This window comes from Psychrobacter sp. C 20.9, from assembly GCF_001921765.1.
Lineage (GTDB): Bacteria > Pseudomonadota > Gammaproteobacteria > Pseudomonadales > Moraxellaceae > Psychrobacter > Psychrobacter piscatorii_B.
In genome coordinates this window covers 33,513-50,458 of the sequence record NZ_MRYC01000022.1, presented here as the reverse complement: position 1 = coordinate 50,458, position 16,946 = coordinate 33,513, and the positions used below count along the sequence as shown (strand labels likewise).

The following is a 16,946-nucleotide window of genomic DNA, read 5'->3' as shown; positions in this document are numbered from 1 at the left end:
TTAAGGTCAGATTGAGTAGTCATTGCTTATTCTCCTGTTAGTGGATTATAAGCAGTTACACAGAGTTTGGGAAACTCCCTTGGCTGGTGAGTAGCAACGAATATTTGTTGATGGAAACTATGTCATCTACTGACTATCAAGACATTAAGCAACAATCTAATGATTCGAAAAGCGCTCTCCATATCGGTATTGCTAGCCGAGATCCTAGAGATCAAACGAATAGGTGGCAATACTCACCGCTACTACGTTTTTTTGTACATATGATGCTGATTACAGACGAGAAACTATCTATTGGAATTTTTGACCAGACAGATGGATAAGGATTTAATGGCAGATTTGGTAAAAGGGCTTGATACTAAGTGAGACACTTAACAAGACGACTGAAGCAATTCAAAGTATTAACATTAACTAGAAAAGTTCAAATAGTCATTCTGCTATTAACTTGGATATCGCTAGTAGTTTGGGTGTAAATACCCCATTCTTAACACAACATCATCGTAGAATAATTAAGCCACCTGCCTGTACTCAGCAGGTGTCATATCATTAAGTGAATCATGGGGTATTTACACTTGCCTTTCGCAGCCCTAGCGCCATCACGATTGGGATTTGTACTATTTGTATCTCCTGCTGGTATTCTAGCAGTTAATCTCTATTTGTAAGTGTTCTTATTTATTGGGGGGATTACCGGAGTGTTGGAATGCAATTCATAAGTTCCACCATTCTCATTTGCAATCCTTTTTCTATCTCCCATATCTGATCTGAATTTTTCCAATTTACGTGGCTTAGAGGTAACATCTCTCCAATAATTGCCAGATTTTGCTTCGTACCACCTATTGCCAAAGGCTCCATCAAACTCCCTGCCACCTTTAGAGAAGCTTTCAATACCTCCATAGCTAGAATGAAGCCAAGCTTCGAATTTTTTCCCAACTAATCCTTTAGCTAGTTCTCTTTTACCACTCGGTTTGTTAGAATACAAATCATTATCAGGCTCCATGCCATCCGCGTCATTTTTGCTAGATTTAACCCCTCTTGCTTCTTGCAACGCTTCACTAATTGCCCTTGCTTTGATCCCACCAAAGGCTTCTCTTATTATCAGTATTTTATCTGCATCACTATCAGCTTTGAGATAAGCATCTAATACCCCTACTGGCCAAACAGCTATACCAATACTAGCTGCTATAACTCGTGCTTCTTTATCACTGAATGGCGATTTTCCTACACGACCTAGTTGTTTATCAACACGCAAATCAGCACTATGATTATTATCAACCGCAACTTTACTGGTCTCAGCTGCATTGGCTGCATCATTAGCACTACCTGTAGTCGCACCGATAGTCAGACCGACTACACTAGTAATAGCACTGATGGTATCTTTTTGCTCAGCCGTTAGATTGGTAGGATCACTACTACCATAGAGAAACTTCGATAAAACGGGAGCCGTAGCCTCACCTGCTCCTGCCGAAACTCCGCCAGTCACTGCATCATTACCAGTCGTATAACTGATAGCTGCGCCTAATACACCTTGAGCTAAAGTATGAGAGGCGCTGCCTTGCTCCGATCGCTTCCCACCGTCTATACTATTGACGACTTCATTTGCTTTAAAATAAGTCCCGATCTGATTTGCTACAAAAGGGCTGGCAGCTTTAGCAACATAACCCGTCGCGCCATTACTGTTTGGTCCATATATTGCACCTGCAACGGCGTCAAATAGCAGACCTTGGTTTACAAGCTTATCTGCCGCATCAAATTTTTCTCGTGCTGTATGATAGTCTCCAGCATTACTGGCTTCTTCTGCCTCATCCCTTAACTTCTTCTCTTTGGCATTAATATCAGTCTTAATCTTACGATGCTCTTGGTCAAAGGCTTGGGTGATTTCTACCTGCGCCCCAAGCTCCTCATTCACCCGACCAGCATCAAAGTTATTCTCTAGGATACCTGCATACTCAGCACGGTTGTCCGTGGTGATGTCTTTATTACCTGCAATGCCTGTAATACCTGCACGAGTAACACTGCTATCACTGTCGCCATCGCTGCCGTAACCAATACCATTCATTTGTGCTTGTGGTTTACCAGTAGTATTACCAACACTGACGCCGACAGAGATCGCATCACCGTCATAGCTGGTGGTGTTCTCAATTTCTTTCGTCTCTATACCGCCAAGACTTTCATAGTTATTACGTCCTGCGTCACGAGCGGCTTCGGTGGTGGTGATTGCTCCGCCTATGAGCGTGGTTTTACCTTTAGCGGTAAGATCAAGACCACCATCCCCTGTAAAGATTCCTGACTGCTCGCCAACGCCTTTATAGTCTGCATTTAGGTTGGTCTTGCCACCATTAACCGAAAGACTAGAGCCTTCACCTGTGGTCATATCAAGGTCAGCACTAAAGCCCATGTTCTTTTGCTTGCTGTCATAAGTGGCTGTGTCTTATTTTGAAAAATAAAAAAAGCTACGATTCGTTTAAAATCGTAGCTTTTAACTAAATTTACTTTATTTCTTCTTGGAATTATAGGCTTCATACAAGCTAAACCTTATAACTCTTTTTGTTCGAAACGCTGCAAATCAGTATTTTCTGCAACTAACTTATTACAGTATTCAATCCATTCTTGCGACCATCTAGCATGCTTATATTTCCAGACCGTTCGGTCTAATACTACTCTATCTTGAACCTTATCAAAGAGCATAATATCTAATGCAGGATCTTTTGCTATTTTCTCTAAAATATTTATGTCCAATAACTCAGGTAGTAAAGTAGTTAAGTGTATATAACCTTCTTCATCTTCACAAACATCCAAATAAAAGCAACCTGTCCTATCATTATACGCTTTTTCACTTTCTTCTTCAGTAAATCGTTGGCTTACAAATATCTCGTAAAGCTCTTCAGGAAATAATACACCTACATATGTGTCCATGCTATCGAACGCGGTATATAACTTTTTCAACAAACAATGAGGTAGATAACAACTCTTTTCTTCAGGATAGCCCAAATAATCCAGTCTGATAGTCACACCTTCGTGATCCATTAACCCCCAATGGTGCCATGCACTGCGACCTTCGCCAACATGTAGCATTTTAAAATTTTTAATATCTACGTAGCTATAAGAAATACTCATTAAAATTTCCTTTTATTTTCTAGAAAACTTATTCCTTTCTTCTATAAAATTCTCCGAAGTATTCAGGTTTTTTAAGAAAAAAGTCACTTTCGTTATTAATGATTATTTCACTACTTCCTGAAAAAGATTCTTAATAGTTATAGTGGCGAATTATGACTCCAACCCTCTGCTACGATTTCTTTAACCGCTTGATCGTAATATTCTGGTAGCTTTCTATCTTTATAATAACTGGTATTCATGAACTCTTTATATTCTAAGCCTCCAGTCAAGCTATCAATCATCCTATCGTACGGTTCACGAACTTCAGGCCATGACAACTCATCGCCTAACACTCGACCAGTATAGCTCATCATATAACTTTGCAATGCGAAAGGCTTCTTCATTTTACCCTGTATAGCTAGACGGTATATAGGCTCGAATGCTTCTAATACTGGTCTAACTAGTCTAGTATTGAATTGAATGGACTTTTGAATGTCGTCGTCATCCCATTCAGGACGATGGATAGAAGCTACTCTTACTATTTTTTCTCTAGACTTCCATTCGATAAGCGCTTTTTTAAACTCAATAGCAGCTTGCTTAATTTCTTGCTCGTTCATACTAAACTCTTTCATATTATTTAACCTTTATAACGTCATTAGTTTTGGCAGGTTCATCCCATAATGTACGATTTGGCACTATAGTTTGAGTTGCATTACCCACATTGGTCACTCATAAGGGATTAGTCGTCGACGCAATTGAAGATTGATAAACTCTTGGTGCTTCACCTGCTTTTGGATTCATGACAAAAAAAGCTACGATACGTATCGTGCATCGTAGCTTCTAGTTAAATCAATAATTTTGTAGAATAAATTATAGTATAAATATTTCTGAAGCAATCCTATACTAGGAAAGCATATCTTGCTCTATTTTCTTTCTTTCTGAATTCCTGTCCATATAAGTTTTGGATCGCCTGTATATTTACAAAAGCATAATGCAGGCCAGTCTTTATCATTAGTAATATAAACACCAAGTGAATTACTCAAATGTACCTTTTCACACCAAATGCTATGTATGTACCAACCTTGTTCATTTTTAGGGCTTTCAAGCTGCTGTAATAATTCTCCAGCAGCATTATAGACCGCGGCATTATTAGGTGGAATAAATTTATCGTTATCTTCAAAAAAAACTAGCATTACATACTTACTATCGATTATATATGAAGACCTAATTCCAAATGAAGTAATAGTTTGAGTAGTTCCATCTTCCATCATAAGATTAACAGTATACTCAATACAACTTCCACGGTCTTTTACACTACTCCATTCAACAAAATCTTCAAAAAATATATCTGATTTTTTAGCAGGTGAGCCAGAACTAATTCTATATACTATTTCGTTATTACTAAATATAATTCTTTTATAAATACAACAAATTCTTTTCATACTAATTAATTTCCTTTATTTCTTTTATTTCAAATAGTTCAGGATTAGTATAGGGAGACTTATCTACAAAGTTAGTTTGTTTGACTCCACCTGGTAAAGTTTTTTTCGTCACTGTATCGTACATTGTTCCTGCTATACCTTCACGTACGCCTACTCCAGATTTTACTTCAAATTCAACTACATAAAAACTATTAGGCTCACCATTATCTAAATTCTTTGGTTTGAACTCTTCTGTCACAGCTAATTTATTTCGCATATCACTAACTGAATTTACAGGTTCTTGAGTAGCCCATCCCCCTAAGGACTTAGACGGATTAGGATTTTTCGGATCAATAATAGTTTCGTACTGATCTTTGCTAACTACCATACGGTAAGTTTCGGGTTGATCGACAACTCTATCTTTAACTGTTGTTCCAGGTTTCCAAGCAGGATATCCAGTTCCGTAATAGGAAGGCCATTCTTCGTTCATCTCAATAATCTGACTATCACTTATACCTTTGGTACTACCTGTACGTGGCAAACCGTCTCGATCTGTCACCTGACCTGCATTAATATTCTCTGCGCGATGTATAACTGGGTTATTAGGTGTTGCTGTAAAATCCCTTACGGCTGAATTACCGAAGCTTGGATTATCAACATTAACATTATTCTCAATACGCTGAGCGTCTATTTCTGCTTTAGAAGCTGCGCTATTTACTGTAGCTCTAGGCTTCGGCTTGGTTATATTTAATACTACACCACCTGCGCCTAAGTCAGTACCCAGCTTAACCCAACCTACGGGCTTTTTAGAACAACACCAAAAAATTTGATATTTAATTTAATACGATTCTGGGTGTCGCAAGCTTCACCCAGTCTACGGGCTGCCTCCTATTAGCGGTAAGGTTTGACTTAATATTTAAAACTTCTCAATCAATTATCATTAACGCTTGCTATCAAAAAGGTTATTTTGTTTCTTAATTCTATTAGTACTTCATTTACTTCAACTCTTTCATCAAAATTTTCCCTCCAAATGAAAAAGTCAGAAAAGCTACCGTTACCAGAATTCATAAAGCTGTAAGTGTCACCAACACTTTCAATAGTTGCTTTGGCGTTTTCATCGTAATTTAGTGAATGCTGTATTCTATTTAGAATTACATCGATACCCCTTATAAAATTATTCTCGTTCTCTTGAATCAAAATCTTTCTTAATTCAATGAAATAATTATTTAATTCAATTAATCTATTTTTATTATTCATATTATTTTCCTAATGAATTTTCTGAAATTACTTCTACACCTTTTATAGTCCACGGTTTGTCAACATATATCTGTTCAACATTTCTACCACCCACATACACCCCTCCTTGATTAGCAACGGGACCTTTATAAATTGTAGTCCCTTTAGGTATTCTTATCGCGTATACAGATTCGATAGGTGATGACCCTGTCAAAGCACCACTGTTATCAATCCATTGAGGTTTAACTGCTAAATCGATTCGTACTTGAGCAATTGACTTAACAGGTTTTTCAGTAAACCATTGACCCAACGCGTTTTTCCCACCACCACCTTTTCCAGCCCTATACAACACTATATCTTTATCTAAAATAATAGAGTTGTATTTACCACCTGAGAAATTCAGCGCTGGATTATCTTTTGGAATATTAGATACTTGTGATAATGGACCTGGATTCTCTACCATATTAAACTGGTAATTCTGATTCGTTCCTATTCCTTTTTCAGTTGCCTTAGCAGCAGCCCCTTTAGCAATACTATTTTTTGCAATATTCGTAACAGTTTTAGCAGCTCCATATCCTAAGAGTGCATAATCCTCAGGATATATCGGCGTTATAGCACCAGAACCCACATTAGCCACTTGACCAGCAGCAGCTCTAGTTTGTGACTCTAACGCTGTGCCTAAATTTCTTCTTGGGTCATTACTACGTAATGATGTACCGCCGTTTGGTGGTGAAGGTGGGTAGGTATTTGTCAGTAAGGTATTATAGTTATACTGATTGTTGTCAGATCTTAAGAATCCTATATTGTTGCCTTTGTTATCAGTAATCCTATTACCTTTGTTATCTTTTAAGTAAACTGAGCTATTACTTCTTGCCATCTCATCAATAATATCTTCAGCTTTCTTGTAGTCTGCAAGGTACGCGTTTCCAAGTGAGGCACCTAGTTGACTTGAAGCACTGATACCATTTCTTATACCTTGCTCATACTGATTATATTTTTTATTACCTTGAGCATCTACCTCTGCGTAGGCAGCGCCATAAAGCAAGTTCAACCAGTATTCTTCTGAATCCTTGTTTCCTTTTGCTAATAACTTCGCACGTGCTTTTAGTGCGTTAATTTCACTCGGATGCAACTGCCTATTATTAGCATCTACATTAGTGGCCGTCACCGTACTTGACGTATCGAGTCCAGCAGCTGTACCTGCCCCTAGTAGAGATAAACTAATCACACCACTTGCAGCGCCTTCGGCAAGGTTTGCACTTAAACCTGTATCTACTAGTGCTTTCGCTACTTTAGCTTGTACCTCATTAAGCGTTGGTGCAGCTGCTGCAACACCACCTGTGGTTAAAGCACCTTCTAAACTACCAGTTCCCAATGCACCAAGCGCGGTATGCATGGCAACTCTGTAAGCACCACCTTCATCCCATTTGGCAATAGCTTCTAACTTTTCATCAATACTAAGAGTATTATCAGCTCTAATGGCTTTGATACGACTTTCTGAGAACTCAGCCACTGCTTTCGGCGCTTCCTTACCAAACTCCTGCGTAATCTGCGTCTGCGCCCCCAGCTCCTCATTGACCTTCTCTGCATCAAAGCTATTCTCAAGAATGCCTGCATACTATGCGCGGTTGTCCGTGGTGATGTCTTTATTACCAGCAATACCCGTAATACCAGCGCGCGTGACACTACTGTCACTGTCGCTATCACTGCCGTAGCCCAGACCGTTTAGATTCGCTTGCGGTTTTCCTGTTGTGTCACCGAGACTGAGTCCTGCTTGGATGGCATTACCGTCATAGCTTGTGGTGTTCTTGATGTCTTGCGTGGTAATGCCACCAAGACTCTCATAGTTGTTAAGCCCTGCGTCACGAGCGGCTTCAGTGGTGGTAATCGCTCCGCCTATGAGCGTGGTTTTGCCTTTAGCCGTGAGATCAAAACCACCATCGCCTGTGAAGATGCCTGACTGCTTGCCGACTGCTTTATACTCCGCATTTAAGTCAGTCTTACCACCATTGACCGAAAGACTGGAGCCTGCGCCTTTCATATCAATATCAGCACTAAAGCCCATGTTCTTTTGTTTACTGTCATAAGTGGCCGTATCTTGTAGCGACTCGATGTTGACGTCGCCACCAATAGTACCTTGCGCTCTATTCGTATTAGTCACGCCGCCTTTGATGTTGACGTCATTACCAATATCAAAGGTGGTGATGCCACCAATGTTGATTTGGCTTAGAAAAATAAAAAAGCCACGAGTCATGAGGAGTCGTAGCTTTTAGTTAATGAATCTTAATCTTGAGTGCTATAAGCTTTATCCAAATTACGCTCTATAGAATTAATTTAGTTCAAACTCAATTACGTTATATAAACTAGGTTCAGAATTTAAGAAAGAATTCCAATTTTTTACTATAGTATAAAAACATTCAAAACTCATATCTTCTTCACCTATATTATCATCATATCCCCAATATATTAAAACGTTATCTGGGCTAACTTCTGCCCCCCAGGCCTGTCCCCACATATCGTAAAAATCTAATTCCCCTAGCCTAACCTTTTCAATTTCTATAAAACCTTCAGCTATCCATTTTCTCAAATATTCTAAGCCAAGACCTTCGTCATTTTTTAAAAAATTAACTATCAATCCCTTAAAACCATTTGAATTAGATTTTAAGTCTATAGCAGGCACTAGATCTACATCATCGTACTTCCACAAATATTTAATATTCATTTTAAACTATAATTATTTATTAAACCGGCATATTTCATAAAATTTCGTCTTTGGAGTAATTATCAACTTTAATAATTAATAACTATATCAGTAATAGAATCTTGCTTCAAAAAATTTTTCCATGCAACTACAAATTTTTCAAAAACATTCATTTCGATAGTTGCTTTAAAGTCATTATTACCTTCATCATACATAGAACATATGACGACATTTTTTTTATCTATGATAACTTGCCAAGTTTCAGAGCTTATATCCAATAGTTTAATATTCTTATCTTCTAAATTATTTAATATTTTTTCTGAAAACTCAATATCTAACTCCGATAAATAGTAGGATAGCATTCTCATTTCATTACTATTATCTAAAGGGCGACATGATGGTATTAGCCTGTCCCAATCTTCATTTTTAAAATAATAAAAAACCATACTCATATCAACCTCTCCTTTATTGGTTTCTACTAGGGTAAACAGTTGTTTTAGGTTCAAGGAAACCTTCAACCTTTACTCCAGATTGTGTAGTACCAAACCACTTATTGCCATTTACTCTTTTATTTTTATATGCATAGTCTACTTCTACTTTAATTCTATCACCAGTCCATGAATCTGGAAACATAGTAGCTCTTCCTTCGTTATTTGATTTTGGTAAATAACTATTGGGCACATTTGGATTTTTTACAGAAACTTCAGCATTATAAACGCCATTTGCATATTTATTAATCACTTTATCAACTCTAACATTACCTTGAATACTATGCCCTCCTACTACTCTACCTCCAGATTTAATTTCGCCATTTATAATATGCCCATCAAAATCAATTGGTGAGTTGACTTTACTAACATTTTTACTTGCTTGTTGATTTAGATAATCGCCACTTTGTCTATCATTAATTTTGTCGTGTCTAGCTTTATCATAGTTTGGATTATTTCTACCAATGTTATTATCGCTAGAAGCAGCTCTGTTTACAGAACTCTGAGAGGGTTTTAAAAGCGACTTACCTATCCCAGCACCTATAAGGACGCCTGCTTCAAAGTTTCGCTTAAACTCTGCTAAATTAGAACATGCATTGACGTTATTACCTGAAGCACAACTTGCAAGATCATTATGACGTGAAGCATAATTAATTATCTGATTATATGAAGCTGGATTCTGTCCTTTTCCAACTTCTTTTATTAGTTCATTATAATTAACTTGTCCAAATAATTTTTGGAACTTTGGCAAACAGCTATTCGGATTACCGCTTTTTAAACAGCTATCAAGTGCAATAGTATTCTCATAAATTCTTTTCGCCATAAGAGGCATAATAGTTTGTTGCAAATACTGATAATCGTCTGTACCTCCTTTTTTAGCACGATTTCTTTTCAGTAGTTCTGAAAAACCATCTATCTGCTTTTGTGTCAGATAATTATCTTCAACCGCAACCTTGCTAGTCTCAGCTGCGTTAGCTGCATTACTTGCGCTACCTGTCGTTGCACCAATTCCAACACCCAAAGTACTAGTAATAGCGCTAATCGTATCTTTCTGTTCAGCATTTAGCTTACTTGAGTCTTTGGTACCATAGAGGAATTGAGATAAGAGAGGCGCCGTAGCCTCACCTGCACCAGCTGAAACGCCGCCAGTCACTGCATCATTACCAGTTGCATAACTGATCGCTGCGCCCAATACACCTTGAGCTAAAATATGAGCGGCGCTGCCTTGCTCTGACCGATCACCACCATCTATACTATTAACAACTTCATTTGCTTTGAAATACGTTCCGATCTGATTGGCTACAAAAGGACTTGCCGCTTTAGCCACATAACCCGTAGCGCCGTTTGAATTTGGTCCATAGATAGCACCAGAGATGGCATCAAACAATAATCCTTGGTTTTGTACTTTGTCTGCTTGTTCGATAAGTTTATCGCGAGCAGTAGTATTACCTAGCTGTCCTTGTTCTTCTGCCTCTTTACGTAATTTTTGTTCTTTAGCATTAATCTCGGTCTTAATCTTACGACGCTCTTGGTCAAAGGCTTGGGTGATCTCTACTTGCGCCCTAAGCTCCTCATTGACACGAGTTTCATCAAACACATTCTCAAGTGCACCTGCATACTCTGCACGATTGTCCGTGGTGATGTCTTTGTTACCTGCAATGCCTGTAATACCAGCGCGCGTCACACTACTGTCACTGTCGCTATCACTGCCGTAGCCAAGGCCGTTCATACTGGCTTGCGGTTTATTATTGGTATTACCGATGCTCACACCCACTTGGATGGCATCACCGTCATAGCTGGTGGTGTTCTTGATGTCTTGCGTCTCTATACCGCCAAGACTCTCGTAGTTACTACGTCCTGCGTCACGAGCGGCTTCGGTGGTGGTAATCGCCCCGCCTATAAGTGTGGTTTTTCCTTTAGCAGCAAGATCAAGACCGCCATCGCCTGTAAAGATGCCTGACTGTTCACCGACTGCTTGGTAGTCGGCATTAAGGTCAGTCTTGCCGCCATTGACCGATAAGCTGGAGCCTGCGCCTTTCATATCAATATCAGCACTAAAGCCCATGTTCTTTTGCTTGCTGTCATAAGTAGCGGTGTCTTGTAGCGATTCAATAGTCATGTCGCCACCGATGGTGCCTTGGCCACGATCTGTGTTAATGACCCCGCCTTTGATGTTGACATCTCGGCCAATGTCAAAGGTAGTTGTGCCGCCAACGTTGATATGACTGTTGGCATAAGTGGTGCTGTCGCTGTTGGCATGGCCTTTGGCTTTGCTGGCACTGGCGGTGATGCCATAGCTGGCATCTTTGCCTGGGTTGGTGGCGGCATAAACACCAAGGGCGGTACTTGAGCTTTTGTTGTTACTGCGGGTTTGACTGTTTTGCGCGACGCCATTGACGTTGAAGTCGTTGTCGGCTTTGAATAGGGCGTCATTACTGACGGTTAGATCGCTGCCGTTAACATTGATGTCGCTGTCTGTGCCTGCCCCTGTGGCGATAAGCGCTAGGTTGTTGGTGTTGATGCTTGAGCCTTGGTTGACTTCAGTGACGCTGCTGCTGTTCGATTGGCTTTTTGATGAGCCGATGGTGGCTTGTATGCGGGTGCTGCCCACACCTTTTAGATTGCCACCTTGTAACGCAGTTAACGCATTTGATCCTTCCTCAGCAAGCGCTTTTGTCTTAAGGACACCAGCGACGGCTGCCATGCCTTTCATGCGGGTGCTGCCTGTATTACCGCCCGCATTAATGAGGTTGTCGATACTCTTTGCATTATCAACGAGGCTGTTTGATACAGAGACGGTGAGTCCGCTTTGTTTAAACTTTTGCTCGCTTTGGTTAGTGTAGACGTCCATGACATTGTCAATGTTGATCTGTTTGGCACGAACAACGGTGTTGCCGCGATCGGAGTCTGTTATATCTTTGTTGCTGTCAGCACCCATTCCAGCGACGAGGTTGCTGCCCGTCTGCTGATAGGTGCCACCTGCATCAATGAGGACGTTGCCATCAATGGCACCAATGTTGCTGGCGGTATGAGTAAGCGCCGTTTTGGTATTGCTGTCATCGGTTTGCTGTTTACCAATGGTGAAGCCAAGTCCGCCACTTGTGCCAAACAGCCCTGATTTTTTGGTTTGACTAAATTTGGTTTCACTAGACGTGTTCTCAGCGGCTAGGATGTTGACATCACCACCAGCGCTCAGCTGGGTGCCACGATCACTGATGGCATTGGTGGCTCTGAAGTTGATATCTTGTCCAGCTTTGACGATGACTTTGTCACCTTCGATGTTGCTGCGGATCGCACTATCGCTTTGGCTATCATAGCGGTCTTGAGTGGTCTTTTTACTTAAGAAGCCTTTGTCAGTGGTTTTAACGGCAGTACTGAGGTTCTGTTTATTGCGTCCCTCTGTAAAATCGACATTGCCGTCAGCTAAGATACCAACCGTGCCATTATCGCTGTTTATTTGGCTGGCCACCCCTGTGATATTTTTGCCTGCTTTGATAACGAGGTCGCTAGTGCTGCTCAGTTGACTACCGATATCGATAGATTCGCCTTGCTTAAAGTAGTTATTAGCATCGCCTATGCTGTTGGACTGGTAGCCCACGTTGACAGCATTAAGTTTGACATCGTCTTTGCTGTCAATGACACTCTGCCCCCCTTGGTTGTCAAAGCGTCCAGCAGCAAAGGTGGTGTCGCCACCCACGTTGGCGATGAAGGTGGTTAATGGGTTGCCTTTTTCGTCTACTTGACCTTTGAGACCATCACCAACATAGATACTGGCAATTTGGCTGATGCCAGTACGTGTACTTGAGCTTGCCCCTTTGGCAGAGCTGGTGGTGTAGGTAAGGCTTTGATTGTTGAAGTCGCCGCCCACGTCCAGCTGCATAGCACTGCCTGCATCTATGCTGCCACCGAGGTTGTTTAGATCGTTAGTCGTGCCAATCTGAACGTAGTCGCCTTTGATCAGACCACCATTCGCATTGGTGAGGTTGGCCGCATTGATTTTGACGCTTTGATGTCCGACGATATTGCCTTGGTTATTAAGGTCGCCTGTAAGCTGCATGTCAAGATGCTTGGCAGCAATGAGGCTGCCTGTACCATCGATTTGATCGACGGCTTGGCGGGTGTAGACTTTGGGGGCGAGTACGGTTTGCGTACTACCATCAGCGAGGGTAATACTCTGCTGTACCAGCCAGACGATGTCCGTCGTCAATTTGGCGACTTGCTCATCCGTTAAGGCAATACCCGGGCGTAGATTTAAAGCTTTCGCAGTGGTGATACCTGCATCCATCAATCCTTTGTACTGCGCGTCTTGACTGCCATAATCGCCAAGATAGTAGCGACCTGTCAGCATCATGATTTGGTCACGGATGTACTGCTGCTCATAGTAGCCATCACCCAGACGCTTTTGAGTGACATTAGGGTCCAGCTGTAGTCGATCTAGCATGTAGTCGGATGACAGCCAGTTTTTATAGTTGGCAAAGGCAGGATCGGTCTCAATGAGGTAATCGGCGCTGCTATCTGGATTGGTGCTATACAGGCTGCTGTTTGGTAGCGTTGGCGCGTCATTACTGCTACGAATTTCTTCCGTCGGAATATTGCTGGTTTGTGGCGCGTTACTGTCCGTCACCTCATAAGCCACGACGGTTTTGTCTATATTTTGGTTTAAAATAGGGAGCTGGTAGCTATCAATTCTCTCAGGCGCTTGCACATACGCACCTTTGTCATCTTTTTCAATTTTATGACTGCCACCAAAAAAACCATCAGATTCAACATGTCTATAGGTCATTTTACCATTTTCGATATATTTGGTTTTATACCCCTGCAGATCTTGTTTACCAACATTATTGACGGTATCTCCTGTCACTAGAAAACCATCGCCCAGACCAATCTGGCTTTTATCATTATTTAATTGATCACCGATAAGCGTAATGACACCACCAGATACGATTCTGGCAGGGTCTGATACTACCGTTCTATCTTCTGTAATACGTTCATCAAACTCAAATATCCAAAAATTTTCGCCACCGCTTTCACCTAAAGGTTTATCAGTCGCAATAACATAAAGATCCTCATCATCAAGCTCTTTGTCATCACGCAATTCAACTTCATTTTCGTTATATTTTCTGCCATTTTTGCCATTAGCGAATTGTTTTTTACCTTCATGTTCTTCGATGGTAAAAGCTTGAGTCACAAAATCCGCGTTCACATTATTGAGCGTGTCCGTCGTGATACTCATATCCCCTACCGATTCGATAGAAGCGCCTTTATTGGTGACGGTGCTCGCACGGCCTATGGCTTGATGCTCAGCATCTAAGCTACCACCAATATGTAGCTCGCCATTACTCAGTATTTTGGCCTGAGCATTAAAGTCTGAGTTAAATTTGCCTGCGCGTGCCTGGTTGGGATCATTATTTAAGCTCACAACGCCAATATCAAGGCGAGTACGCGCAGCAATTACTGGTGCTGGGGCGGTTGTACTGGCAGTCCTAACACCAGTCACAGCATCAGGGCTATTGTTCAGCGTCTTAGCTGATATGGCAATATGGTCACCAAAGATACGACCATTACTGTGGTTGTTGACACGATCTCCAGCTGTAAGATAGGTGTTTGCACCATTGATCAAACCGCTATTATCAATATCTTTTGCCGCATTAAGTGCTGTTGTGCCATTGCTAATCAGCTCAGCATCTTTTTGATTACGGATATTTTGTGCGTTGATATTGAGCGCATTTTGTGCAGACAACGTATCTGAATTGGTAAAGTTACCTTGCGTCTTTATGGTCAGATTACCCGCTTGTATATCACTATTAGTACTGTTGATAACAATATCATCAAAGACATCGATAGTGGCGCGCTCAACACCAATCATGGTGCCGCCCGTATTGCTATAGCCTTTAGCAGCCACATTGAGGTCTTGATTGGTTTTTATATCACCTTTGTCATTAATAAGCATGCCGTCGGTATCAATACTGAGATTGCTTTCGCTGCTGAGTAATGCTTGCGTGTTGTCTAGCGCTGTACTTTTGATACGAATACTGTCGTTGGACTGTACCTCGCCTTTGGTATTGTTAAACTGGCCCACTGCTTGCAAGTCAATTTTACCTGATGCCGCAATAATCCCGTTCTGATTGTCAATGCCATCAGCGGACTGGATACGGATACTGTTGGTCGCGGTAATCTGACCTTTGCTGTTATCAAAATTAGCCAATTGCCAATCTATTGACTCAAGTTGCAAGCGACTGTCAGTATTAGAGGCGCTACCATTATCAACGATATTCAGAGTACTGACCGCTAAGCTAGATTTATCTTGGTTAGCCACACTATCGGTTGCAACATTGATCTTACCATTGCTATAGATACTGCCCATATTGGTGAGATTATTTGCGTTAATATTGCCATCGCGAGTAATAACGGGTAATGGCGCAGGCGTTTCAGATGGCTGACTGGTTGGATTTGTACCCACACTACTGCCATTGTTGGCAGTCGTCGGCGGGGTTTTAGAAGGTGTCACACTGGGCGGAGTGCTACTATCACTCGGATAAAGATCTTGCCCGATGATACCGCCTTGCTTATTGAGCAGCTGAGAGCTATCAATGGCAAGGTTACCTGAGCCCGTTTGTAGTAGTGAGCCGCTGTTATTTAATGATGCCGCTTTTACATCAAAGCTACCTGTAGATATTTCGCCTGAGTTACTGATAGCGCCTGTTTGCTGGAGTTGTAACGTATCGCGGCTACTGAGCACACCGCTGTTATTCAAGGTACTGCTATTCAGCGTAGCGGTCTCACGAGAGCTTGCAATCGTCCCTGAATTATCGACATCAAAGCCTTTCGTGACGATGTTAACCTTACCTTGATTAGCAATCAGACTACCCGAATTGATCAGGTTGCCATTGTTATCGAGCTGCAAACCGCCAGCGCTTGCCACAATACTGCCAGCATTGGTCACGCCCATGCCTTTGTCGGTACCGATCAGACGGATTTTCCCTGCGTACATTGCCCCCAGTGCTGAGACATCCAGTGCCACGCCCGTGGCGTTATTAGTAGCATTGTTGTTAGAGGTACTATCGTTAGCAGTAACAACAGTATCAGCCCCCTCTTCCTCATAACTAACTTGATTACTGCCTGTAATCACATCTAGGTTTTTAGCATAGACTCCTGCATTAATCTCAGTAGTCTTGGCAATGATTTGGGTATAGTCACTGCCTAGGCTGTCCATACCATCGCCATCGATGCGAACCTTCCCACCTGTCACATCAAAGCCGGTAAGCTTGCCTTGATCCATCAAGGCTTGACCCGTCGTCAACGTGGTACGCGAGGCGTTAATAAAGCCGCAACCAGCACAGGTGATGCCCGCAGGGTTGGCAATCACCAGCTCCGCCCGACCACCTGCAATCTCGGTGTAGCCGCTGAGACGGCTGGGATCGCTTGAATTGACCTCGTTTAGAATAACGCGCGCCTCACCGCGTGCCAGATATGGGTTGCCCTCTACCCAACCCGCAAGCTGCGTCTGCGCATTTTTACGGCTGTTATTGAGGATGGCGCCATCAGCACCGACATCAAACTGACTAAAGACGTTTCGTGAGACCCCAGCTTTACTTGGCGTCTGAATATTGACTTGGGTTGTGCCATTGGATGATTTTAGTATGGTGGCTTGCTGAGCGGCAGCCGCGTTGCGATCAGCGACAATATTGGTGCTATCAGCATAGGCGTTATGACTGACACTACCAACCATGGTCGCAAGCCCTAGCGCTAGCAGCATATGCGCACGCAGGGGCATAAACCTGCCGCCTTGATAGTAGCCCTGCCCATGAGCTGACCCTAATGTCTGCGAAGTGCCTGCTACTTGGCCAATAGTGCTGCCACCCTCGCTAGGGTTGCTTGTTTTACCTTGAGAGCGTGCGGCCTCTGACACCACCATGAGCATTCCGCGGGCTTTGTTAAAGATAACTCGGTAGCATTGAGCATTCATGGTGATGTCCTTTGAGATAATTTTTATACAAGAAGTTTGATAGC

General features: G+C 41.9%; 11 protein-coding genes. All 11 read right to left on the bottom strand.

Annotated features, from left to right (window positions below; genetic code table 11):
- Positions 1-649 precede the first annotated feature (649 nt).
- Positions 650-2,392: a VENN motif pre-toxin domain-containing protein gene (locus tag BTW00_RS12550; RefSeq protein ID WP_075107688.1), complete on the bottom strand. Its 1,743-nt coding sequence runs from the start codon at positions 2,390-2,392 to the stop codon at positions 650-652.
- A 137-nt stretch (positions 2,393-2,529) separates the two neighbouring features.
- Positions 2,530-3,111, bottom strand: a complete 582-nt coding sequence (locus tag BTW00_RS12545) for a hypothetical protein (protein WP_075107687.1) — start codon at positions 3,109-3,111, stop codon at positions 2,530-2,532.
- A 137-nt stretch (positions 3,112-3,248) separates the two neighbouring features.
- Positions 3,249-3,707 (bottom strand): hypothetical protein, encoded by a 459-nt coding sequence (locus tag BTW00_RS12540; RefSeq protein WP_228724555.1) that lies wholly within the window; start codon positions 3,705-3,707, stop codon positions 3,249-3,251.
- 306 nt (positions 3,708-4,013) lie between these two features.
- Positions 4,014-4,532 (bottom strand): hypothetical protein, encoded by a 519-nt coding sequence (locus BTW00_RS12535; RefSeq protein ID WP_075107685.1) that lies wholly within the window; start codon positions 4,530-4,532, stop codon positions 4,014-4,016.
- Position 4,533: 1 nt separating this feature from the next.
- A complete protein-coding gene (locus tag BTW00_RS12530; protein WP_075107684.1) occupies positions 4,534-5,070 on the bottom strand; it encodes a hypothetical protein in 537 nt (178 codons plus the stop codon).
- A gap of 371 nt (positions 5,071-5,441) precedes the next feature.
- Positions 5,442-5,768: a hypothetical protein gene (locus BTW00_RS12525; RefSeq protein WP_075107683.1), complete on the bottom strand. Its 327-nt coding sequence runs from the start codon at positions 5,766-5,768 to the stop codon at positions 5,442-5,444.
- 1 nt (position 5,769) lies between these two features.
- On the bottom strand, positions 5,770-7,260 hold the full coding sequence (locus BTW00_RS14120; protein WP_218609024.1) for a hypothetical protein: 1,491 nt from the start codon (positions 7,258-7,260) through the stop codon (positions 5,770-5,772).
- A 105-nt stretch (positions 7,261-7,365) separates the two neighbouring features.
- Positions 7,366-8,001 carry a hemagglutinin repeat-containing protein gene (locus BTW00_RS12515; RefSeq protein ID WP_075107682.1) on the bottom strand — a complete coding sequence of 212 codons (636 nt, stop codon included), beginning with the start codon at positions 7,999-8,001 and terminating at the stop codon, positions 7,366-7,368.
- A 75-nt stretch (positions 8,002-8,076) separates the two neighbouring features.
- On the bottom strand, positions 8,077-8,469 hold the full coding sequence (locus BTW00_RS12510) for a hypothetical protein (RefSeq protein ID WP_075107681.1): 393 nt from the start codon (positions 8,467-8,469) through the stop codon (positions 8,077-8,079).
- 68 nt (positions 8,470-8,537) lie between these two features.
- Complete coding sequence (locus BTW00_RS12505; protein ID WP_075107680.1) at positions 8,538-8,900, bottom strand: DUF5376 family protein; 363 nt, start codon at positions 8,898-8,900, stop codon at positions 8,538-8,540.
- Between the two features lie 13 nt (positions 8,901-8,913).
- Complete coding sequence (locus BTW00_RS12500; protein ID WP_075107679.1) at positions 8,914-16,902, bottom strand: hemagglutinin repeat-containing protein; 7,989 nt, start codon at positions 16,900-16,902, stop codon at positions 8,914-8,916.
- Positions 16,903-16,946 lie beyond the last annotated feature (44 nt).